The sequence below is a fragment of the Pseudomonas sp. MPB23 genome (assembly GCF_046605395.1).
Classification (GTDB): Bacteria; Pseudomonadota; Gammaproteobacteria; order Pseudomonadales; family Pseudomonadaceae; genus Aquipseudomonas.
On sequence record NZ_CP176771.1, the window covers coordinates 401,455 to 424,332 of the forward strand.

At 62.7% G+C, this 22,878-nt stretch carries 16 protein-coding genes and 2 pseudogenes; 1 reads left to right on the plus strand and 17 read right to left on the minus strand.

Features of this window, described 5'->3' with window-relative positions; translation table 11 throughout:
- The first annotated feature begins 142 nt into the window (after positions 1-142).
- A complete protein-coding gene (locus ACLH0J_RS01720) occupies positions 143-2,050 on the plus strand; it encodes a methyl-accepting chemotaxis protein (protein WP_411390631.1) in 1,908 nt (635 codons plus the stop codon).
- Between the two features lie 12 nt (positions 2,051-2,062).
- Here the strand turns inward: ACLH0J_RS01720 and ACLH0J_RS01725 are convergent, their stop codons facing one another.
- From ACLH0J_RS01725 to hutU, 17 genes and pseudogenes are all read right to left on the minus strand, one after another.
- Complete coding sequence (locus ACLH0J_RS01725; RefSeq protein ID WP_411390632.1) at positions 2,063-2,797, minus strand: amino acid ABC transporter ATP-binding protein; 735 nt, start codon at positions 2,795-2,797, stop codon at positions 2,063-2,065.
- A complete protein-coding gene (locus ACLH0J_RS01730) occupies positions 2,790-3,749 on the minus strand; it encodes an amino acid ABC transporter permease (protein ID WP_411390633.1) in 960 nt (319 codons plus the stop codon). The genes ACLH0J_RS01725 and ACLH0J_RS01730 overlap by 8 nt, the downstream gene beginning before the upstream one ends.
- 92 nt (positions 3,750-3,841) lie before the next feature.
- On the minus strand, positions 3,842-4,639 hold the full coding sequence (locus ACLH0J_RS01735; RefSeq protein WP_065925731.1) for a transporter substrate-binding domain-containing protein: 798 nt from the start codon (positions 4,637-4,639) through the stop codon (positions 3,842-3,844).
- Between the two features lie 219 nt (positions 4,640-4,858).
- Positions 4,859-5,659, minus strand: coding sequence for a transporter substrate-binding domain-containing protein (locus ACLH0J_RS01740; RefSeq protein ID WP_411390634.1), 801 nt, complete (start codon positions 5,657-5,659; stop codon positions 4,859-4,861).
- A 170-nt stretch (positions 5,660-5,829) separates the two neighbouring features.
- A pseudogene (gene mdoH, locus ACLH0J_RS01745) lies at positions 5,830-8,417 on the minus strand (glucans biosynthesis glucosyltransferase MdoH); the annotation flags it as partial.
- Positions 8,410-10,146: a glucan biosynthesis protein G gene (locus ACLH0J_RS01750; RefSeq protein WP_411390635.1), complete on the minus strand. Its 1,737-nt coding sequence runs from the start codon at positions 10,144-10,146 to the stop codon at positions 8,410-8,412. The gene ACLH0J_RS01750 and the pseudogene mdoH, both read right to left, overlap by 8 nt.
- 267 nt (positions 10,147-10,413) lie before the next feature.
- The gene (gene dtd, locus ACLH0J_RS01755) at positions 10,414-10,851 is read right to left on the minus strand and encodes a D-aminoacyl-tRNA deacylase (RefSeq protein ID WP_411390636.1); all 438 of its coding nucleotides are present in this window, start codon (positions 10,849-10,851) and stop codon (positions 10,414-10,416) included.
- Positions 10,848-11,819, minus strand: coding sequence for a prolyl aminopeptidase (pip, locus tag ACLH0J_RS01760; RefSeq protein ID WP_411390637.1), 972 nt, complete (start codon positions 11,817-11,819; stop codon positions 10,848-10,850). The genes dtd and pip overlap by 4 nt, the downstream gene beginning before the upstream one ends.
- A gap of 167 nt (positions 11,820-11,986) precedes the next feature.
- Entirely contained in the window at positions 11,987-12,787 is an 801-nt protein-coding gene (gene hutG / locus ACLH0J_RS01765; protein WP_411390638.1) for an N-formylglutamate deformylase, read from the minus strand.
- Between the two features lie 11 nt (positions 12,788-12,798).
- A complete protein-coding gene (gene hutI / locus ACLH0J_RS01770) occupies positions 12,799-14,004 on the minus strand; it encodes an imidazolonepropionase (protein WP_411390639.1) in 1,206 nt (401 codons plus the stop codon).
- 15 nt (positions 14,005-14,019) lie between these two features.
- Positions 14,020-15,552, minus strand: coding sequence for a histidine ammonia-lyase (gene hutH, locus ACLH0J_RS01775; protein WP_411390640.1), 1,533 nt, complete (start codon positions 15,550-15,552; stop codon positions 14,020-14,022).
- Between the two features lie 25 nt (positions 15,553-15,577).
- Positions 15,578-17,101, minus strand: coding sequence for an HAL/PAL/TAL family ammonia-lyase (gene hutH, locus ACLH0J_RS01780; RefSeq protein ID WP_411390641.1), 1,524 nt, complete (start codon positions 17,099-17,101; stop codon positions 15,578-15,580).
- A 136-nt stretch (positions 17,102-17,237) separates the two neighbouring features.
- A complete protein-coding gene (locus ACLH0J_RS01785; RefSeq protein ID WP_411390642.1) occupies positions 17,238-18,062 on the minus strand; it encodes a quaternary amine ABC transporter ATP-binding protein in 825 nt (274 codons plus the stop codon).
- Positions 18,059-18,910 (minus strand): ABC transporter permease, encoded by an 852-nt coding sequence (locus ACLH0J_RS01790; RefSeq protein WP_411390643.1) that lies wholly within the window; start codon positions 18,908-18,910, stop codon positions 18,059-18,061. The genes ACLH0J_RS01785 and ACLH0J_RS01790 overlap by 4 nt, the downstream gene beginning before the upstream one ends.
- Positions 18,911-18,981: 71 nt before the next feature.
- Positions 18,982-19,947 carry an ABC transporter substrate-binding protein gene (locus ACLH0J_RS01795; RefSeq protein WP_411390644.1) on the minus strand — a complete coding sequence of 322 codons (966 nt, stop codon included), beginning with the start codon at positions 19,945-19,947 and terminating at the stop codon, positions 18,982-18,984.
- A 68-nt stretch (positions 19,948-20,015) separates the two neighbouring features.
- Positions 20,016-21,048, minus strand: a pseudogene (locus tag ACLH0J_RS01800) (purine-cytosine permease family protein).
- 79 nt (positions 21,049-21,127) lie between these two features.
- Complete coding sequence (hutU, locus tag ACLH0J_RS01805) at positions 21,128-22,813, minus strand: urocanate hydratase (RefSeq protein ID WP_411390645.1); 1,686 nt, start codon at positions 22,811-22,813, stop codon at positions 21,128-21,130.
- Positions 22,814-22,878: the final 65 nt, after the last annotated feature.

Consider the following 22,878-nt stretch of genomic DNA (forward strand, 5'->3'; position numbering starts at 1 on the left):
CTGGGTCGCCGCCAGCAATCTGTGAAATTTCCTACGCACTTATCAGCCCCAGCTCACCCTCAAGGCAACTAGCGTTCAACTCAGTTCAAGGTGCTTGCGTACCGTCAAGAACGTCCGTTGTTCACTTGCTGGAGGGTTAATCATGCTTCGCCGAATCTCTCAGCTGTTAGGTGACGCCAGTGTCACCCTCAAACTGGCCCTGGGCTTTTCCCTGGTACTGGCCCTGAGCCTCGTGATTGCTGCAACCGGCTGGCAGGCCCTGGCGGCGTCGCTTTACCGCTCGCAAACCCTGACGGTACTCGCGCAACTGGCCGTGGCCGGCGAAGAGCTGCGCGCCGACAGAATCGTGTACCGCACCCTGGACGATGCCAACAGCTTCAGCCGATTGAGCACGAGCGCGGAGAAAATCGACAGCAGCCTGACGCAGCTTTCCAACCGACTCACAGCGCCGAAAGCCATGGAGTACCTGCACGAAATGGCACGTATCAGTGCGATGTTCAAAACCACGCTCAAGGACGTGCCCGCACGGGTTGAAAAACGCGAGAGTGCCCGCGAACAACTGAAAAAGAGTTCCGTGCACACCGGCGACGTCCTCGCGCAATTGGCCAGCGACCTGCCCGATCAAGAGGATGAGAAAGCCCTGGATGCCGTGGAAAATCTGCGTCAGGCCATCGAACAGGCCGAGGACAGCGCCCAGAGCCCGGCCTGGGCTGCCAGTTCACTGGACGCCTACGCTAAGGCAGTCAGCGATGCCGAACGCAACCTTGAGCTGGCCCAGGCGGCCGTGGCGAAACTGCCCGTCGACAGTGGCGCGCTGAAAACCGCCATACTCGACATCCGCACCCACCTGGCACGCCTCAAGGACACCCAGCTCAACACCGAAAACGCGCAAAACCAGTTGGAGCAGCAGTTGGATCAATTGCTCGGGCAAAGTGACCTGCTGAGCCAGGACCAGACCCAACGACGCGACCGCGAAGCCGAGCAAGCCCGCACCCAAACCCTGGGCATTACCGCCGCCGCCTTGCTCCTCGGCATCCTCGCCGCCTGGGTGATTGCCGGGCAAATCGTGAAACCGCTGCGCAAGGCGCTGAGTGTGGCCAATCGCATTGCCGAGGGCGACCTGAGCCACGATGTGCAGACGCGGCGCAAAGACGAGTTGGGCCAATTGCAACGCAGCATGACCCAAATGACCCTGAACCTGCGCGAGCTGATCGGCAGCATCAGCGACAACGCAAGGCAGATCGCCAGCGCCGCCGAGGAGCTTTCCGCCGTCACCGTACAAACCCGCGCCGGGGTCAATCATCAGCGCGACGAAACCGAGCAGGTGGCGACCGCCATGAACCAGATGCTGGCCACCGCCCAGGAAGTGGCGCGCCATGCCGAGCAGGCGTCGATTGCCGCCGGCGAGGCCAATCAACAGACCGAACTGGGCGATCAGGTGGTGATGGATGCCGTGGCGCAGATCGAACACCTGGCCCATGAGATGGCCCGCTCAAGCCAGGCCATGATTGCGCTGCAACGGGAAAGCCAGAAGATCGGCAGCGTGCTGGATGTGATCAAGTCCGTGTCGCAGCAGACCAACCTGCTGGCGCTCAATGCCGCGATCGAAGCCGCGCGGGCCGGCGAGGCGGGCCAAGGCTTCGCGGTGGTCGCCGATGAAGTGCGCAGCCTGGCCCAACGCACCCAGCAGTCCGCCGAAGAAATCGAAGGGCTGATCGGCGGCTTGCACAGCGGCACCCAGGAAGTCGCCGACATCATGGACTACAGCCGCACGCTGACCGATAACAGCGTCGGCCTGGCACGCAACGCCGGCGACGCCCTGACGGAAATCGCGCGCACCGTGGCGGTGATCCAGGAAATGAACCCGCAGATCGCCGCCGCGGCCGAAGAGCAAAGCGCAGTGGCCGAAGAGATCAATCGCAGCGTATTGAAAGTCCGTGACGCCTCGGAGCAAACCGCCGCGGCCAGTGAGCAGACGGCGACGGCGAGTATCGAGTTGGCGCGGCTGGGAACGGATTTGCAGCGATGCGTGGGGAAGTTCAAGGTGTGACCTCCCAGCCCCTTACAGCACTTGACGCAGGAACGCCTGGGCCCGTGGGTCTTTCGGCGCATCGAAGAACTCGGCGGGGGTCGCATCTTCGAGCAACTTGCCGTGATCGAAGAACAGCACGCGATGCGCCACTTCGCGGGCGAAGCCCATTTCGTGGGTCACGCAGACCATGGTCATGCCTTCCAGGGCCAGGGTTTTCATGACGTCCAGCACTTCGCCGACCATTTCCGGATCGAGTGCCGAAGTGGGCTCATCGAACAGCATCACCTTGGGGTCCATCGCCAGCGCCCGGGCAATCGCCACGCGCTGTTGCTGGCCGCCGGACAACCGTGAGGGGAACTCGTTGGCTTTCTGCGCAATGCCGACCTTTTCCAGCAACGCCATGGCCTTGGCTTCGCGCTCTTTCTTGCTGCGCTTGCGCACGACTTTTTGCGCCAGGCACAGGTTTTCCAGCACGGTCATGTGGGGGAACAGGTTGAAGTGCTGGAACACCATGCCGACTTCACGGCGATAGGCGTTCACATCGGTTTTCGCATCGGCCAGTTGCAGGCCGTCGATGCTGACCGAGCCCGAGTCGAATTCTTCCAGGCCATTGAGGCAACGCAGGAAGGTCGACTTGCCCGAACCGGACGGGCCGATGACCACCAGCACTTCGCCCTTGGCCACCTGGGTGGTGACGTGATCCACGGCGCGCACCACATGGCCGCGGGTGTCGAAGACTTTTACCAGATCGCGGACTTCAATCACTTTGCGCGAGCCTCCGCTCAAGCCGGCTGGCCATTTTCGACAGCGGCAGGTTGATCAACAGGTACAAACCTGCGACGCAGAACAGGATTTCAAATGGCGAAAACGAGGTGGTGATCACTTCGCGGCCGCTCTTGAGCAGTTCGGTAATGGCGATCACCGACACCAGCGAAGTGTCTTTCACCAGGCTGATAAATTGCCCGGCCAGCGGCGGCAACACGCGCTTGAACGCCTGCGGCAGCACCACATGGCGCATCGACTGGCTGGCACTCAGGCCCAGGGAGCGGGCAGCTTCGTTCTGGCCACGGGTGATGGACTGCACGCCGGCGCGGACGATTTCCGCCACATAGGCGCCGGTGAACAGCGACAGCGCGGCGATCCCGGCAAACTCGCGGGACAGATTGAGCACCGTGCCGATAAAGAAATAGAAAATGAAGATCTGCACCAACAGCGGCGTACCGCGCACCAGTTCGACGTAGATCGTCGACAGATCGCGCAACGTCGGGTTATTGGACAACCGGCACAACCCGGTGGCCAAACCGATCGCCAGGCCCAGGATGCCGGACACCACCGACAGCCATAACGTGGTCCACAAGCCCCACATCAACGGCCCCAACGCCCAATGCCGGTTCACCCCGATCACATCGCCCTCGGCCACGTCATCGCCGCGCGCCACTTTCAGGCTGTCGTCGGCCACGGTGAGGGTCTGCACGCTGCCGGCGTCGTTGCGCAGGGTGACTTCGGCCATATCGCCCTTGCGGACCAGCTCAATGACGGTGGAAATATCCGCGGCACGCTGCGCCTCCTCGGCCTGATAGGCGAAGTACTGCGGCACGCGGTTCCAGCGCCATTCGTAGGACATCAGCGAGGTGGCGTAGTAGAGCGCGCCGGCCAGGCCGACCAGCACGGCCACGGTCAGCAGGTGCCAGGGCCATTGGGCTTTTTTCTGTTTCATTACTCAACATCCAAAAGGGTCGGGTAAGCACCCGCCTTTGTGGCGAGCGGGCTTGCCCTAATGCCATTCAGTCAAGGCATTTTGTAGGAGCGTTATTCCATGTCCTTGAGCCACTCGGAGCTCTTGAACCACTTGTCATGAATGCGATCGTAGGTGCCGTCGTTCTTGATCTGGTGCAGGAAGTTGTTGATGAAGTTGATGCTGTCGTAGTCACCCTTCTTCAGACCGAACGCCAGCGGTTCGAAGGTGAACGGTTCTTCGAGGAACACCAGCTTGCCGTTACCGACTTTTTTCTCGGCGACCACGTTGTACGGCGCGTCATACACAAAGGCGTCGGCCTTGCCGTTGACCACGTCCAGCACACCTTCCTGCTCGTTGTCGTAACCGTGGTACTTGGCTTTGGAAATCAGCTTCTTGGCGACCATTTCACCGGTGGTGCCGAGCTTGGAGGTCAGGCGGTATTTCTCGTCGTTCAGGTCTTTGTAGGACTTGATGGTGCCTTCCAGCTCCTTGCGAATCAGCAGGGTCTGGCCAACCACGATGAACGGTTCGCTGAAGTTCAGGCGCAGGTTGCGTTCCTGGGTCAGGGTCATGCCGCTGCCGATCATGTCGAACTTGCCGGTCAGGAAGGCCGGGATGATGCCGTCGTAACCGGTGGACACCAGCTCCAGCTTGACGCCCATGGATTTGGCCATGGCTTTGAGGATATCGACTTCGAAACCGATGATTTCACCGCGTTTGTCGGTCATTTCGAACGGCATGTAGGTCGGGTCCATGCCGACTTTCAGCGTACCGCGCTTGACGGCATCATCGATGGCGCCGGCCTGGGCCGCATTGGCAGCCACCAGCGCGGCGACGCCGAGCAGCAGCATCGAAAGATACTTTTTCATCATCAAGTCCCCTGAACGATTCTTATGAGGTCGGCGCGCAAAAGGGCTGCACCATTTCGGGGTGCGATCCTAACCCACTCGTTGCCCGTCACAAAGGTTTCACCGGTATTTGTTATCTGCGTATGTCGGAAAAGCCCCACAACGGTGCAGCCAAGCACAGCGCTAGACACTTACGCAGGCGATGGCGGTAATGGATTGATGTGTAAGAAGTTATGACTTTCAGTCGATATCTTCCAACCAGGCGGTGTCTTTAAACCATTTGTCGTGGAGGCGATCGTAGGTGCCGTCCTGGGCGACCTGGTTGAGGAAATGGTTGATCCAGTTAAGGCTGTCGAAATCGCCTTTTTTCACGCCGAACGCCAATGGTTCGAAGGTGAAGGGCTGCTCCAGCACCAGCAACGTGCTGTTTTCCGCGCGACTGCTGGCGATCAGGTTGTAGGGGGCGTCGTGGATAAACGCATCGGCCGCGCCGATCACCACTTGGTGTACGCCTTCCTCCGGCGTGGCAAAACGGCTCAACCGGGCCGCCCCCAGAAACCGCCGGGCCGCCGCCTCGCCCGTGGTGCCTTCGGTGGTGGCGATCCGATAGCTGGCATCGTCCAGGTCTTCGACGCTCGAGACCTTACCGGCCAGGCTGGGGTGCAGCAGCACGGTCTGGCCGACCACGATGAAGGAGTCGCTGAAATTCAGCTTCAGGTTGCGCTCCTGGGTGACGGTCATGCCGCTGCCGATCAGGTCGAACTTGTTCGCCAGCAACCCCGGCAACAGTTCGGTATAGGGCACCGTGACCAATTCGAGCTCAACCCCCAGGGCCTGGCTCATCACGCCGAGCAGGTCGATTTCAAAGCCGACGATGTGGCCCCGTTTATCGGTCATTTCGAACGGCACATAGGTGGGCGTGGTACCGACTTTCAGCACACCGCGCCGGACGGCGTCGTCGATGGCACCGGCCTGCACCAGGGCACTGTGAATCAATGCGACAGCGCCGATCAGCACTGCCGAACCATACTTTTTGATCATGAATCCCCCTGTGACCGAGTCAAATGTGGGGGGCGATCCTACCCCACTCGCGGGCACGCCAATACGCCTCGGGAGAGGGTCTTTTGTTTCGAAATAACAAGGAGTTACGGCGATAGGGAAGAGGATTGAAACGCTGTAGGACCAGCGCTTCGGACGCCCCCGGGATGAGCTCCCGGGGGTGTCTGAATCAGGCCGGTTGGGCCTGGGACGACAGCGGTTGCAGCGGCAGCAAAGGTGCGTGCGGATCGGCCTTGAGCGAAGCACGCCAGGCGGCAAGCCACTCGGCATGGCCTTCGCTCCAGACCTGCTCATGCAGGCGCGAGAGCGCCACCGGATCGCTGAGCAACGCCAGGCGCTCGCTGTTGTTGAGGCCGGCAGGACCGACCTTCAACGCATAGCGCACACGTTCGCCGCGCAGGTACTCGATCGGCTCGGCCTGACCGTGACGCGAGGTCGCCAAGGCACAGGCCAGGGCGTTCTGCTGCGGGTCGACCACCGCACGCACGAAGCCGTCATTCAGCGCGTGCCAGCGGTTTTCGTGGGTGTACTTGTCGGTGGACAGCAGCGCTTGCGGCGGATTGTATTCCTCAGGAATCAGGAACAGGCTCTCGTCGCGGGATTTGAGGCCCAGGTTCACGCGACTGGAAATCACCGAAACCGGGATCGACAGCATCAGCGAACCGACGATCGGCACCAGCCACCACAGGAAGCTCGGGTTCAACCACACCACCAGCAGTGCCCACAGGAAGCCGAGCAAGGTCTGGGTGCCGTGACGCTTGATCGCTTCACTCCAGGGCGTGGAGTCGTCGTCACGCTGCGGCGAGTTCCAGGTCGCAGCCCAGCCGAGGAATGCGGCCAGTACGAAACGGGTGTGGAAAATCATCCGCACCGGCGCCAGCAGCATGGAGAACAGCATCTCCAGCAGCATCGACAGGGTCACCTTGAGCTTGCCGCCGAACTCTTTCGCGCCCTTGGCCCAGATCAGGATGATGCTCAACAACTTGGGCAGGAACAGCAGCACGATGGTGGTGGAGAACAGCGCCACCGCCTTGTCCGGGTGCCATTGCGGCCACAGCGGGTACAACTGGCGCGGCGCCATGAAGTACTGCGGCTCCATCAAGGTGTTCACCGCCAGCAACGCGGTGGACAGCACTAGGAAGAAGAACCACAACGGCGCCGACAGATACGACATCACGCCGGTAAGGAACACCGCGCGGTGCACCGGGTGCATGCCCTTGACCAGGAACAGGCGGAAATTCATCAGGTTGCCGTGGCACCAACGACGGTCACGCTTGAGTTCGTCGAGCAGGTTCGGCGGCAGTTCTTCGTAGCTGCCCGGCAGGTCGTAGGCAATCCACACGCCCCAGCCGGCACGACGCATCAGCGCCGCTTCAACGAAGTCGTGGGACAGGATCGCACCGGCGAACGCGCCTTTACCCGGCAGCGGCGCCAGGGCGCAGTGCTCGATGAACGGTTTCATGCGGATGATTGCGTTGTGACCCCAATAGTGGGATTCACCCAGTTGCCAGAAGTGCAGGCCGGCGGTGAACAGCGGGCCGTACACGCGGGTGGCGAACTGCTGCATGCGCGCATACAGGGTGTCCATGCCCGACGCCCGTGGCGCGGTCTGGATAATCCCGGCATCCGGCGTGGCTTCCATCAGGCGCACCAGGCCGGTCAGGCACTCGCCGCTCATCACGCTGTCGGCGTCAAGGACCACCATGTATTTGTATTCACCGCCCCAGCGACGGCAGAAGTCGTCAAGGTTGCCGCTCTTGCGTTTGACGCGACGGCGACGGCGACGATAGAAGATCTTGCCGAAACCACCGGCTTCGCGGCACACGTCGAGCCAGGCTTGCTGCTCGGCGATGCAGATGTCGGCGTCGTTACTGTCGCTGAGCACGAAGAAATCGAAGCGGTCCAGGTCACCGGTGGCGGCCACCGACTCGAACGTCGCGCGCAGGCCGGCGAATACCCGGGGCACGTCTTCGTTGCAGATCGGCATCACCAACGCGGTGCGTGCATCCTTCGGAATCGGCTCGTTACCGGCACTTTTACCGGAGATCCGGTATTTATCGTGGCCGGTCAGCAGTTCCAGGAAGCCCATCAACGCAGTCCAGAAACCCGCCGAGACCCAGCAGAACAAGATCCCGAACATGATCAGGATGCTGGTTTGCAAGGCGTACGGCAGGACCTGGGTCGCGGTTTGCAGCAGGGTCTGGTTGCGGATTTCGTCGAAGTCGACCAGCGACCAGCCCTGGTACGGCATGATGCCTTTCATGTACCAGCCGGCAATGATGGTCTGCCCAAGCATCAGCACCAGCAGGATGTAACGGCGGATCGAACCCACGGTGCGCCAGCGCGCCGCGGGCAGCACGCGCTCGTCTTTCGGCGGCGTCGGCGGGTTGCTGCGACCGGTCAGGCGGCGCCAGCCACGCACCAGGATATTGGTGCGCCACGGCTCCGGCACGACCTTGGTGCGACGAATCGGCGGCGTGGCCTTGAGGCACACGCGGCCGCTGGCGTCGAGCCCGAGCATTTCGGCGTCCTTCAGCGCCTCGGCGGTGCTGAGGGTCAACCGGCGCCCGACCGACGCCTGGGCGGCGTCGACCGGCGCGTCGAACGCCTTGGACGACAAACGTTCGTGCAACTCACTGAAAGAGCTGCAGCCCGCCAGTTCGGCGCGCTGCTCAGCGGTCATCGGAAGATGCGCCAGGTACTCGGACAGAGTCTCTGGCTGGACTTGAGAATTACTCATCGGCAGGCAACTGATAGCTCCAGGTTTCGGTCAGGACTTGCTCGGTCTTGATCGGCTCCGGCGTGGCTGGGGCAGCTTCTGGCTGCTTGGCGTCCTTGTCTTTCGCGTCTTTCTTGGCCTGTTTCTCATGCTGCTTGGCCAAAACCTTGTCGGCCTTGAGCACTTGGGTCGAGACCTTCTCAGGCTCAGGCTGCACGATGTCCTGGACCAGGGCCGCACGCATTTCGGTCGGTTTGCCCGCGTCCTTGATCTTCATGCGCAGGGTCAGGCGCCAGCCTTTGGTGTGTTCGTTGTAACGCACGCTGTTTTCCACCAGCTCGGCGTTGTCACCCACGCTCACCTGGCTGCGAACCGGAGCGTCCGGCAGCAGTTTCTTCAGGGACGGACCCTCGAAGTCGACCAGATAGGCCACGCTGCCATCCGGCTGACGGATCAGGTTGGATTGCTTCACATCGCCGGTCGAACGCAGGGTCTGCTTGACCCAGGCGCTGTCCGGCGAATGGAAGGCGGCGTCGTCCAGAGTCCAGTGCAGGCGGTAGGCCACTTCGAGCGGCTGGCCGACTTCCGGCAGTTTTTCCGGGCTCCAGAAAGCAACGATGTTGTCGTTGGTTTCATCGGCGGTCGGGATCTCTACCAGGTCGACGGAACCCTTGCCCCAGTCGCCTTCAGGTTCGATCCAGGCGCTTGGGCGCTTGTCGTAGTTGTCGTCGAGGTCTTCGTAGTGGCTGAAGTTGCGACCGCGTTGCAGCAGGCCGAACCCGCGCGGGTTCTCGACAAAGAAGTTGCTCACCGACAGGTGTTTAGGGTTGTTCAGCGGACGCCAGATCCACTCGCCGTTGCCGGCATGGATCGACAGGCCGCTGGAATCGTGCAGCTCGCGACGGTAGTTGAGGACCTTGGACGGCTGGTTGGCGCCGAACAGGAACATCGAGGTCAACGGGGCAACGCCCAGCTTGCTGACCTTGTCGCGCAGGAACATCTGGGATTTGACGTCGACCACGGTGTCGGTGCCCGGACGCAGGATCAGGCGATAGGCACCGGTGGCGCGCGGCGAATCCAGCAGGGCGAAGATCACCAGGTGCTTGTCACCCGGTTTCGGGCGCTCGATCCAGAACTCGGTGAAACGCGGGAACTCTTCGCCGGACGGCAGCGCGGTGTCGATCGCCATGCCACGGGCGGACAGGCCGTACACCTGGTCCTTGCCCACGACGCGGAAATAGCTGGCGCCGAGCATGGTCATGATTTCGTCTTGCTTGTCGCTCTTGTTGATCGGGAACAGCACGCGGAAACCGGCATAACCCAGTTGTTCGGTGGCCTTGGGATCAAATTTGACGTCGCCGAAATCGAAGCGTGTCGGGTCGTATTTGATTTCCTGGACGTTGTCGGCGGTGACTTCGTTGATTTTCACCGGTGTATCGAAATGCATACCCTGGTGATAGAAGGACAGCTTGAACGGCGTGTTCTGATCGGCCCACTCGGCTTTTTCATTGCGGAAACGAATCTTTTGGTAGTCGGCGAATTTCATTTCGCGGAATTCGTTCGGCAGATTGCTGCGCGGAGCTTCGTATTTCTGCCCGGCCAGCTCTTTTGCCTTGGCCGACACATCATCCAGACTGAATGCCCACAGTTGACCCGCGCCGAACAGGCAAAACAGGGCGGAGCCCGTCACCAGTGCGTTTCGTAACCGTTTGGCAGACAATTTTGGTGCATTACAGGGACTAACAATCACGAGCAACCCTCGCCGAAAACAGATCAAAAAACCAACGGCCAGCTATCTATATGCCAGGTTGGCGAGCATTGTTCCGACTCCCCTGGGGCAAAATGATTCCCCTGAGGCTTTCGGACAAGTCTCTACCTAAGTCAAAAATGGACCAATCAACGCTGATCCCCGTAGCGCGCGATTATCTAGTAGCCCGCGAGACAACGCATCAGGGACAACGAAGTATTTGTAGCGAAACCCTGCGTTTTTAGGCATTCAAAGTCGTTTTTTATACATTCATGTCTGTAAGAGGAAGGTCACAGGGCCATCATTGACCAAATGCACCTGCATATCGGCACCAAAACGGCCTGATGCCACTTTGCCATGCAATTGTTGCGCTTGTAACAACAAGTGGTCGAAAAGCGCCGCTCCCAGGGCCGGCGGGGCCGCAGTGGAGAAGCTTGGCCGCAGCCCACTCTTGGTATCCGCCGCCAGGGTGAACTGAGACACCAGCAACAACCCCCCGTCGATATCCTTCAACGACAGGTTCATCTTGCCCTCGCCGTCACTGAACACCCGGTAGTTAAGCAGCTTATGCAGCAATTTGTCGGCGCTCTCGGGTGTATCCGACGGTTCGACGGCCACCAGCACCAGCAAACCCTGATCGATCGCCCCGACGATTTCGCCTGCGACTTCGACGCGGGCGCCGCGCACCCGCTGCAACAGGCCCTTCATGCTTCTTCGGGTGGCAGGTCGAGCAGGCGCCGGGCCATTTCGCCGGTCGCGCGAACCAGCGCATCGGTAATGCCAGGCTCGGAGGCCGCATGGCCCGCTTCGCGGATCACCTGCAATTCGCTGTTGGGCCAGGCTTGATGCAGCGCCCAGGCGTTATCCAGCGGGCAGATCATGTCGTAGCGACCATGAATGATGACGCCCGGCAGATGGGCGATCTTGTGCATGTCGCGGATCAGTTGGTCAGGCTCGAGGAAGGAGTTGTTGGTGAAGTAGTGGCACTCGATGCGCGCAATCGACAGCGCCCGTTGCGGTTCGGCAAAACGCTCCACATGCTGCGGGCTCGGGCACAGGCCGAGCATGCGCCCTTCCCAGCCGGACCAGGCCTTGGCCGCGTGCATCTGGGCGATCTGGTCGTTGCCGGTCAGGCGCTTGTGGTAGGCCGCGATCATGTCGTGGCGCTCGTCGACGGGAATCGGCGCGATGTAGTCCTGCCAGTAATCCGGGAACAGGCGGCTCGCGCCTTCCTGGTAGAACCAATGGATGTCCTGCGGACGCGCCAGGAAAATCCCGCGCACGATCAAACCATGCACGCGCTCGGGATGGGTTTGCGCGTAGGCCAGGGCCAGGGTCGAGCCCCAGGAGCCGCCGAACAGCACCCATTTGTCGATGCCCAGGTGTTCGCGGATGCGTTCGAGGTCGGCGACCAGATCCCAGGTGGTGTTGTTTTCCAGGCTGGCGCGGGGCGTGGAGCGGCCGCAGCCACGCTGGTCGAAAGTGACGATGCGGTAGAGGTTCGGGTCGAAATAGCAGCGGCTCTGGGCGTCGCAACCGGCGCCGGGGCCGCCGTGGATGAAGACAACGGGCAAGCCTTCGGGGGAGCCACTTTCATCGACATACAGCGTATGGGTGTCATCGACGGCCAGATCGTGCCGGGCGTAGGGTTTGATCTGCGGGTACCAAGTCTGCATTGCGCGCTCCGTAGGGTGTCGGGTCCATCCCTGGGGGGACGTCTGTTCTTCTGCCGTCTGGCACTATAAACCCGAATTGTGCAATGAGCATGTCCTTGAGCGCTTGGACCCCGTGTCAGTAGTTCGCCAGGCACGTCAGCCCGCGAGACCGCCGTCGACACCGTTCGTCAGCCGTAGCGCTGCTGCCCCCAGGCCAGGAACCCTTCCAGCAACTGCTTGAGCACCTCCCGCGTCGGCGCGGCCAGATCCGCGCGGTAGCGGAACGGTTCAACTTCTTCCATATAAGTGCTCTGGCACAACTCCAACTGCACGGCGTGGATATCTTGCGCGGGATTACCGTAATGCCGGGTGATATGCCCGCCCTTGAATCGTCCGTTCAGCACATGGGTGTACTGCGGATGAGTCGCGCAGAGGGCTTCCAGCCGGCTCGCCAATTCGGGATCGCAGGCGGCACCGTTGAAGGTGCCGAGGTTGAAGTCCGGCAGCTTGCCGTCGAACAGGTGCGGGATCACCGAGCGGATCGAGTGCGCATCGAACAGCAGCGCATAGCCGAACTCGGCCTTGAGTCGCGCCAGTTCCTCTTGCAGCGTGCGGTGATACGGGCCCCAGATCTTTTGCAGATAGCTGGCGCGTTCGGTCTCGCTCGGCTCCAGCCCCGCATGGAACAACGGCACGCCATCGAACAGCGTCGCCGGGTACAAGCCGGTGGTGGCGCCGGCGTACAAGGGTTTATCGTCAGAAGGCCGGTTCAGGTCGATGACGAACCGCGAATACTCCGCCGCCAGGGTGCTGGCGCCCAGTTCGTCGGCGAAGTCATACAACGTGGGGATGTGCCAGTCGGTGTCCGGCAGGCTTTGGGCCTGGGGGATCAAGCCGGCTTGCACCGCCGGCGTCAGGCGCAGGCCGGCGTGGGGCATGCTGATCAGCAGCGGCACGCGGCCTTGTTTGAAGTTCAGGACCTTTTCCACAGCAGTTCTCCTTAAAGAGTGACGTCGACGCCGTGGCGCACGACGCGTTTATCCAGTTCGCCGCCCAGCCAATAGGCCAGGTCAGCCGGGCGGTCGATCTGCCAGGCGACGAAATCCGCGACCTTGCCGACTTCCAGCGAGCCATGGGTGGCGCCCATGCCCAGGGCCGTGGCCGCGTGTTGCGTGGCGCCGGCCAGGGCTTCTTCCGGGGTCATGCGGACCAGGGTGCAGGCCATGTTCAGCATCAGGCGCAGCGACAACGCCGGCGAGGTGCCAGGGTTGAGGTCGCTGGCGATGGCGATCTTCACGCCGTGCTTGCGCAGGGCGTCCATCGGCGGCAACTGGGTTTCGCGCAGGAAGTAGAACGCCCCCGGCAGCAGCACCGCGACGGTGCCGGCGGCGGCCATGGCGATGGCGTCGTCTTCGGTCATGAACTCCAGGTGATCCGCCGACAACGCCTGGTAACGCGCCGCCAGGCTGGAGCCGTGCAGCGACGACAGTTGTTCGGCGTGCAGCTTCACCGGCAGGCCGAGTTGCCGGGCAACCTTGAACACGCGCTCGACCTGTTCGGGCGAGAACGCCAGGTATTCGCAGAACGCATCCACCGCGTCCACCAGCCCTTCCGCTTCCAGGGCCGGCAGCATGTCGGTGCAGATGTGTTCGATGTAGTCGTCGGCGCGGTCCTTGTACTCCGGCGGCAACGCATGGGCCGCCAGGCAGGTGGCGCGCACGCTGACCGGCAGCGCATCACCGAGGCGACGAATCACCCGCAGCAACTTGCGTTCGCTGGCCAGGTCCAGGCCGTAGCCGGACTTGATCTCCACCGTGGTCACGCCGTCCCGCAGCAAACTGCGCAGGCGCTTGTGGGCGCTGGCGAACAGTTCATCTTCGCTGGCGGCGCGGGTGGCGCGCACGGTGCTGGCAATGCCGCCGCCCTGGGCCGCGATCTCGGCATAGCTCACGCCTTCGAGACGCTGCTCGAATTCGCCGCTGCGATTGCCTCCGAACACCGTGTGGGTGTGGCAGTCGATCAGCCCGGGGGTGACCCACGCGCCTTGCAGGTCGTGGACCTGGGCGTAATCCGCGGTGGGCACCTGGTTGCGCGGGCCGATCCACTCGATCAACTGACCGGCGGTCACCAGCGCGGCATCCTCGATGATCGCGTACTTGCCGTGGGCCATGGTTGCGATGTGGCAGTGTTGCCAAAGGACTTTCATCCCAGACTCCTCGGGTTACAGGCTCGGCAGCAACTTGGCCGGCACCAGTTCATTCAGGCAGCGGCTGGCGAGCAGCTCGGTCGCGGCAAGGATGTCCGGGGCGAAGAAGCGGTCCTTGTCGTAGAACGCCACTTTGCTGCGCAGGATGCCACGGGCTTTTTCCAGTTTTGGCGAGGTCTTCAGGCCTTCGCGCAGGTCCAGGCCCTGGCACGCGGCCAGCCATTCCACCGCCAGCACGCCACGGGTGTTCTCGGCCATTTCCCACAGGCGCTTGCCGGCGGCCGGGGCCATGGACACGTGGTCTTCCTGGTTGGCGGACGTCGGCAGGCTGTCGACGCTGTGGGGATGGGCCAGCGCCTTGTTTTCGCTGGCGAGCGCGGCGGCGGTGACCTGGGCGATCATGAACCCGGAGTTGACCCCGCCATTGCCCACCAGAAACGGCGGCAATTGCGACATGTGCTTGTCCATCATCAGCGAGATGCGACGCTCGCTCAGGGAGCCGATTTCGGCGATGGCCAGCGCCATGTTGTCGGCAGCCATGGCCACCGGTTCGGCGTGGAAGTTACCGCCGGAAATCACATCGCCCTCGGCGGCAAACACCAGCGGGTTGTCCGACACGGCATTGGCTTCGATCACCAGCACCTCGGCGGCCTGGCGCAACTGGGTCAGGCAGGCGCCCATGACTTGCGGCTGGCAACGCAGGGAATACGGGTCCTGGACCTTGTCGCAGCTCTCGTGCGATCGGGAGACCTGGCTGCTGTCGCCGAGCAGGTCGCGATAGGCCGCCGCCGAGTCGATCTGCCCACGCTGGCCGCGCGCCGCATGAATGCGCGCGTCGAACGGCGAGCGCGACCCCAGCACCGCTTCGACGGTCAGCGCACCGCACGCCAGCGCGCCGGCGAACAGGTCTTCGCCCTCGAACAGCCCGCGCAAGGCATAGGCGGTGGACACCTGGGTACCGTTGAGCAGCGCCAGGCCTTCCTTGGCGGCGAGGGTCAGCGGCGCGAGGCCGGCGACGTTCAGCGCGTCGGTGGCATCCAACCATTCACCCTTGTAGCGCGCCTTGCCTTCGCCGAGCAGCACCAGGGACATATGGGCCAACGGCGCCAGGTCACCGGAGGCGCCGACTGAGCCCTTGAGCGGAATATGCGGGTAGACCTCGGCGTTGATCAGCGCGATCAACGCGTCGATCACCTGCCGACGAATCCCCGAGAAGCCACGGCTCAGGCTGTTGACCTTGAGCACCATGACCAGCCGCACCAGCGCATCGCTGATCGGCTCACCGACGCCGGCGGCATGGGACAGCACCAGGGAGCGCTGGAGGTTTTCCAGGTCCTCGCTGGCGATGCGGGTCGAGGCCAGCAGGCCGAAACCGGTGTTGATGCCATAGGCGGTGCGGTTCTCGGCGAGAATCTGCTCCACGCAGGCCACACTGGCTTCGATCTGGCTCGATGCGCTGGCATCCAGGCTGAGGGTCACCGGCTGCTGGTAGATGGCCCGCAGTTGGGCAAGGCTCAATTGGCCTGGAATCAGATTTAGCGCAGTCACATTCGTGCTCCTTGTGAATTATTGTTCAGTGCAATTCGGGAAAAGTGTGCTGCAGCCAAGCGGTGTGCTTGAGCAGCGCGGCGGCGGTCGCGATGTCCGGTGCCAGCCAGCGGTCTTGTGCGTAAGGCGGGACGTGTTCACGCAACAGGCGCCAGGCGCGGACGGTGCCCGCGCCGAAGCGTTGGTCCTTGAGAAACTCGAAGGCCTGGGCCGCCAGCAGGTACTCGATGGCGAGGATCTGGGCGACGTTGGCCAACAGTTGGTGGAGCTTGAGCGCGGCATTGGTACCCATGCTCAGGTGGTCTTCCTGCAGGCCCGAGGTGACGAAGTTGTCGAGCACCGCCGGTTGCGCCAGTTGGCGGTTTTGCCCACACAGGGAAGCAGCGACGTATTGCACGATCATCATCCCGGAATTGACCCCGGGGTTGCTGACCAAAAACGCCGGCAAGCCGCTGACGTGGGGGTTGATCAGGCGGTCCAGGCGACGTTCGGAAACCGAGCCGATCTCGGCCATGGCAATCGCGAGCATATCGGCGGCCAACGCAACGGACTGCCCATGGGGATTGGCCTGGGACACCACGCGGTAGTGATCGGGGGTGCCGAGCAGCAGCGGGTTGTCGGTGGCGCTGTTGAGTTCGGTCTCGATCTGGCGGGTAGCGTGCTCCACCTGGTCGCGCGCCGCACCGTGGATCTGCGGGATCGAGCGGATGCTCAGCGCGTCCTGGGTGCGCAGGCCTTTGCTGCTGGCGATCACTTCGCTGCCGTCGAGCAACGCACGCAGATTGATACCGACCTGCTGCATGCCGGGGTGCGGTTTGAGCGCGATGATTTCGGCGTCGAAGGCGTCGATCTGGCCGCGCTGGGCCTCGAAACTCATGGCGCCGATCACATCGGCCCATTGCAACAGGTGATGGGCATCGGCCAGGGCCAGGCAACCGAGGCCGGTCATGCACGGCGTGCCGTTGACCAGGCACAGGCCGTCCTTGGCGCCGAGCACCACCGGCTGCAAACCTGCTTCGCTCAGGGCCTGTTGCGCCGGGACGATCCGGCCGCGGTGGCTCACATCGCCAATCCCCAGCAACGCCACGCCGACATGGGCCATGTGCGTCAGGTAACCCACCGAACCCTGGGACGGCACTTGCGGCGTGATGCCATGGTTGAGCAGCGCCAGCAACGCATGCACCACCTGCGGGTGCAGGCCGGATTTGCCGTGGCTGTAGTTGATGATCGCCGCGCAGATGATCGCGCGGGTCTGTTCGTCGCTCAGTACCGGGCCGACGCCACAGGCGTGGCTGAGCAGGGTATTGCGCGATAACCGGCTGAGTTGCTCGCCTTCGAGCGACACGTTGCACAGCGCGCCCAAACCGGTATTCACGCCATAGGCGCGCTCGCCGCTGGCGACGATGCGCTGCACGATGGACTGGGCATTGTCGATACGCGCCCAGGCCTGGCCCGAGAGTTCGAGCACCGCGCCGAAGCGGGCCACGGCAACCACGTCCTGCCAGCGCAGGGGGGTGTCGGCGATGATGATTTTTGCTGCCTGGGACATCTTCATACCTTCTTGAGTTCTTGTGCAGCTTTACTGGCCCTATCGGGAGCAAGCCCCCTCCCACTGGGGAATGCATTTCAAAGGTGGGAGGGGGCTTGCTCCCGATGAGGCCAGTAGCCCCACCCCATAATCCGGATCAAACCACCGCCGCCCGCCGCTGAACGAACCGATCCACATACTCGTCCGCCGGCGCATGCAGGATCTCCCGCGGCGTGCCGACCTGGATCAGTTTGCCGTCCTTGAGGATCGCGATGCGGTTACCGATGCGCACGGCTTCGTCGAGGTCGTGGGTGATGAACACGATGGTCTTGTGCAAGGTCTTTTGCAGTTCGAGCAGTTGGTCCTGCATCTCGGCGCGGATCAGCGGGTCGAGGGCGCTGAAGGCTTCGTCCATCAGGATGATGTCGGTGTCGGCCGCCAACGCGCGCGCCAGGCCCACACGCTGGCGCATGCCGCCGGAGAGCTGGTGCGGGTACTTGTTTTCGTAGCCTTTGAGGCCCACGGTTTCGATCCAGTGCCGCGCGCGCTCGGCGCACACCTGTTGGGTTTCGCCGCGCACTTTGAGGCCGTAGGCGACGTTGTCGAGCACGCTCTTGTGGGGCAGCAGGCCGAAGCTCTGGAACACCATGCTGATCTTGTGGCGGCGGAATTCGCGCAGGGCGTGCATGTCCAGTTGCAGGATGTCTTCGCCGTCCACCAGGATCGCGCCGCTGGTGGGGTCGATCAGGCGATTGAAGTGGCGCACCAGGGTCGATTTGCCCGAGCCGGACAGGCCCATGATCACGAAGATCTCGCCGGTGGCGATGCTCAGGGACAAATCGTTCACGCCGACCACGCAACCAGTCTCGGCCAGTACCTGGTCCTTGGTCTTGCCCTGGCCGATCAGCGCCAGCGCGTCCTTGGAACGGTTGCCGAAAATCTTGTAGACGTTTTTCACTTCGATTTTGCTGACAGTCGTCATTTGCTCGCCTCATGCCGTGGACGGCCGTAGGCCTGGGTGATGCGGTCGATGACCACGGCGAGAATCACGATGGCCAGCCCGGCTTCAAGGCCGCGACCGACGTTGAGGGTCTGGATGCCGACGAGGACGTCTTCGCCCAGGCCACGGGCGCCGATCATCGAGGCGATCACCACCATCGACAGGGCCATCATGGTGGTCTGGTTGATACCGGCCATGATGCTCGGCAACGCCAGCGGCAGTTGCACGCCGAACAGTTGCTGCCAGCGGTTGGCGCCGAAGGCGTTGATGGCTTCCATGACTTCGCCGTCGACCTGGCGAATGCCCAGGTCGGTGAGGCGGATCAGCGGCGGCGCGGCGTAGATCACCGTGGCGAAAATCGCCGGGACTTTGCCCAGGCCAAACAGCATCAGCACCGGGATCAGGTACACGAAGCTGGGCATGGTTTGCATGATGTCGAGCAGCGGCATCAGCACCGAACGCAGGCGATTGCTGCGCGCCGACAGGATGCCCAGGGGAATGCCGATCAGCACCGAGATCACGGTGGCGACCAGCATCAGCGCCAGGGTCTGCATCAGTTTGTCCCACAGGCCGACCGCGCCCACCAGGAACAGCAAACCGACGATCACCGCGGTGGTCACCCACTTGCGCGTGGCGTGCCAGGCCACCGCGCCGACGATCGCCAGCATCAGCCACCAGGGCGCTGCGCGCAGCAGGCCTTCGAGGTTGACGATGGCCCACAGCAGCGTGTCAGAGATGTGCCGGAACACATCGCCATAGTGGGTGACCAGTGCATCCACCCAACCGTTGACCCAGTCGGCGATGGAAAACGTAAAACGCTCAGGAAACATAACGTGCTCTCGATCCAGTGGGTTGTGGCCAGGTACCCGGCCACCCCTCAGGGTAGCCGGGCACGGTTGACCTACAAGGCCGCGTCGATTTTCTTGGCGGCGTCGTCGCTGACCCAGGCATGCCAGACCTCAGGATGTTCCTTGAGGAAAAGCTTCGCGAGTTTCGGTGACTCAATGCGCTCCTTGGCCATGCGCCCCAGGTTCTGGTTCAGCAGGTCGATGGGCAGGTTGACCTTTTCCAGCACGGCCACCAGTTCCGGGGCCTGTTCGTGGAAGGTCTTGGACAGGCCGACCTTGATGCTCACGGTTTTATCCACGCCGGGTTTTTCTTCCAGCTTGACCAGGTCGACCTGGCCCATCAGCGGCGTCGGCGACCAGTAGTAGAACAGGATCGGCTCGCCGCGCTTGTAGCTCGACAGCACCGCCGCATCCAGCGCCGGGCCGGTGCCGGGACGGAAGTTGGTGTAGCTGCTTTCCAGGCCGTAGCTTTTGAGCATTTCGCTGTTGTCCAGCTCGCAGGTCCAGCCGGCCGGGCAGTTATAGAAGCGGCCCTTGGACGGCTCTTCCGGGTCCTTGAACACGGCGGCGTACTTGGCCAGGTCAGCGATGTTTTTCAGCTCCGGCGCCTTGGCTTCCAGCTTGCGCTTGGCGTCGCCTTCGATCACGTAGCGCGGCACGTACCAGCCTTCGATCGCCCCCACGATCGGCGCACCGACGCCGACGACTTTGCCGGCCTTCTCGGCCTTGTTCCACACATCGCTGCGGCCGACCCACTCTTCGGCAAACACTTGGATGTCGTTGCTGCCCAGGGCGTTTTCCATGGTGATGGAATTACCCGGCAGGCTGTCGGTTTTGCAGTCGTAGCCTTTTTCCAGCACGGTTTGCAGGATGTCGGTGAGCAACATGCCGCTTTCCCAGTTCAGGCCGGCGAACTTCACCGGTTTACCCGACTCGCACCAGCCGGCCGCCTGGGCGCCGACGCTGGCCAGCAAGCCCATGGAAAACAATGTGGTCAGCAGGGTCTTGTTCGATTTCATTGTGTGACGCTCCTAATCATGAATTGGCTTACGGCAGTCAAAAGGCATCCTGCCCAGTCCACATCCAATCAGGCCTGCGCCGCAATGCGACTGGCCCCGCTCGCTTGCTGTGGTACCGCGCTGTTCTGCTCGACCGGCAGAATCAGTTGATCGGGCACGGCGCCGTGCCATTTTTTCGCACACCCGTAATACACGGCGGCGGGCAGCACCAGACCGATGATCCAGGAGATATCCACATCACCCAACGCGGCCACCAGAGGGCCGGTGTAGAACTTGGTGGAGATGAACGGCAATTGCACCAGCACACCGAACACATAGACGCTGATACCGAGCAGGTTCCAACGGCCGTAGCGCCCGTTCGGGTCGGCCAGCGCCGGCGGCCAGGAAGGTTTTCAGCGACGACGTCCGGCTCGGCAGGTAGCGCGAATAGTCCGCCACGTAAGGGCCGAAGGCGATTTGCCAGGAGGCCGCGAGCGACACCGCGAGCAGGAAGCTGCTCCAACTGAAATGGCGGATTTGCAGGAGCGCGCCAATGTCGGTCTGGCTCATCAGGCGACTGAACAGGTAGACAAAGGCAATCACACCAATGACGCTGGCGACACGCCCGATGAAATGGATCACCCGGTAACCGAGCACCGTGACCAGCACGATGACACTGGCGAACACCAGGATCCCGACGCTGTCGCTGACGCCAAACAGCTGACCCAGCGCCTGACCGGAAAGCACCGTGCCCGTGGCGGTGAACCCCAGGTACATCAAACACACCAGCACGATCGGAATGGCCGCGCCATACACCCCGAACTGTACCCGGCTGGAAATCATCTGCGGCAGGCCCAGCCTGGGCCCTTGCGCCGCATGCAACGCCATGACGCCACCGCCGAGCAGTTGGCCGATCAACATACCGATCAACGACCAGAACACATCACCGCCCAGCACCACGGCCAGGGCCCCGGTGACAATCGCGGTGATCTGCAGGTTGGCACCCATCCACAGGGTGAACTGACTCAATAGACGACCGTGTCTTTCCGCTTCCGGGATGTAGTCGATCGAACGCCTTTCGATCAACGGGGTGGTGCTTGCACGCGCGTCATTTGCAGCCATGTGTGTTCAACCTCTGATGGATTGTTTTGGGGTCGCCGCCGCTCAACTGTGGGAGGGGGATTGCCCCCTCCCACATCGGTTACTTGATCATCGGGAGATTGAGGCCCTGCTCTTTGGCGCAGTCGATCGCGATCTGGTAACCCGCATCGGCGTGACGCATCACCCCGGTGGCCGGGTCGTTGTGCAGCACGCGGGCAATCCGCTCGGCGGCTTCGTCGGTGCCGTCGCAGACGATCACCATCCCCGAGTGCTGGGAGAAGCCCATGCCCACGCCGCCGCCGTGGTGCAGCGACACCCAGGTCGCGCCGCTGGCGGTGTTGAGCAAGGCGTTGAGCAGCGGCCAATCGGACACAGCGTCGGAGCCGTCCTGCATGGATTCGGTTTCGCGGTTGGGGCTGGCCACCGAGCCGGAGTCGAGGTGGTCGCGGCCGATCACCACCGGCGCCGACAGCTCGCCGCTGCGCACCATTTCGTTGAACGCCAGGCCGAGCTTGGCGCGCTGGCCCAGGCCGACCCAGCAGATACGCGCCGGCAGGCCCTGGAAGCTGATGCGCTCGCGGGCCATGTCCAGCCAGTTGTGCAGGTGCGCGTCGTCGGGGATCAGTTCTTTGACTTTGGCGTCGGTCTTGTAGATGTCCTGCGGGTCGCCGGAGAGGGCTGCCCAGCGGAACGGGCCGATGCCACGGCAGAACAATGGGCGGATGTACGCCGGCACGAAGCCGGGGAAGTCGAAGGCGTTTTCCACGCCCTCTTCCTGCGCCATCTGACGGATGTTGTTGCCGTAGTCGAAGGTCGGAATGCCTTGCTTCTGGAAGTCCAGCATCGCTTTGACGTGCACGGCCATCGACTGCTTGGCGGCCTTGATCACGACAGCCGGTTCGGTCTTGGCGCGGGCGCGGTATTCGTCCCAGGTCCAGCCGGCCGGCAGGTAACCGTTGAGCGGATCGTGGGCGCTGGTCTGGTCGGTGACCATGTCCGGGCGCACACCGCGCTTGACCAGTTCCGGCAGGATGTCGGCGGCGTTGCCCAGCAGGGCGATGGAGATGGCTTTGCCTTCCCGGGTGTACTTGGCGATGCGCGCCAGGGCGTCGTCGAGGTCGCTGGCCTGTTCGTCGACATAGCGGCTGTTCAGGCGGAAATCGATGCTGACCTGCTGGCATTCGATGTTCAGCGAGCATGCACCGGCCAGGGTCGCGGCCAGCGGTTGCGCGCCGCCCATGCCGCCGAGGCCGGCGGTCAGCACCCAGCGGCCTTTGAGGTTGCTGTCGTAATGCTGGCGACCGGCTTCGACGAAGGTTTCATAAGTGCCCTGAACGATGCCCTGGCTGCCGATGTAGATCCAGCTGCCGGCGGTCATCTGGCCGTACATGGCCAGGCCCTTGGCATCCAGTTCGTTGAAGTGCTCCCAACTGGCCCAGTGCGGCACCAGGTTGGAGTTCGCGATCAGCACGCGCGGGGCATTGCTGTGAGTCTTGAACACACCGACCGGTTTGCCCGACTGCACCAGCAGGGTTTCGTCGTCGTTCAGATGCGTGAGGCTCTCGACGATCTGGTCGTAGCACTCCCAGTTGCGCGCCGCGCGACCGATACCGCCGTACACCACCAGTTCCTTGGGGTTTTCGGCCACTTGCGGGTCGAGGTTGTTCATCAGCATGCGCAGCGGCGCTTCGGTCAGCCAGCTTTTAGCGGTGAGCGTGTTACCGCGGGCGGCGCGGATTTCGACGTCACGGTATTTGGTAGGCCTGGCTTTAGAAAAATCGGTCACGGCAGACTCCTCGGCATGATGCGCGAACGTGATGGGCGCGAAGCAGACTCCTACGCACACATCTT

Bases quoted from the DNA above. Each gene is read 5' to 3' on its own strand.
- ACLH0J_RS01730 (WP_411390633.1), bottom strand. From the start codon at position 3,749: ATGAAACAGAAAAAAGCCCAATGGCCCTGGCACCTGCTGACCGTGGCC.
- ACLH0J_RS01785 (WP_411390642.1), bottom strand. From the start codon at position 18,062: ATGACGACTGTCAGCAAAATCGAAGTGAAAAACGTCTACAAGATTTTC.
- dtd (WP_411390636.1), bottom strand. From the start codon at position 10,851: ATGAAGGGCCTGTTGCAGCGGGTGCGCGGCGCCCGCGTCGAAGTCGCA.
- hutH (WP_411390641.1), bottom strand. From the start codon at position 17,101: ATGTCCCAGGCAGCAAAAATCATCATCGCCGACACCCCCCTGCGCTGG.
- ACLH0J_RS01795 (WP_411390644.1), bottom strand. From the start codon at position 19,947: ATGAAATCGAACAAGACCCTGCTGACCACATTGTTTTCCATGGGCTTG.
- ACLH0J_RS01790 (WP_411390643.1), bottom strand. From the start codon at position 18,910: ATGTTTCCTGAGCGTTTTACGTTTTCCATCGCCGACTGGGTCAACGGT.
- ACLH0J_RS01740 (WP_411390634.1), bottom strand. From the start codon at position 5,659: ATGATCAAAAAGTATGGTTCGGCAGTGCTGATCGGCGCTGTCGCATTG.
- pip (WP_411390637.1), bottom strand. From the start codon at position 11,819: ATGCAGACTTGGTACCCGCAGATCAAACCCTACGCCCGGCACGATCTG.
- ACLH0J_RS01735 (WP_065925731.1), bottom strand. From the start codon at position 4,639: ATGAAAAAGTATCTTTCGATGCTGCTGCTCGGCGTCGCCGCGCTGGTG.
- ACLH0J_RS01720 (WP_411390631.1), top strand. From the start codon at position 143: ATGCTTCGCCGAATCTCTCAGCTGTTAGGTGACGCCAGTGTCACCCTC.
- hutI (WP_411390639.1), bottom strand. From the start codon at position 14,004: ATGAAAGTCCTTTGGCAACACTGCCACATCGCAACCATGGCCCACGGC.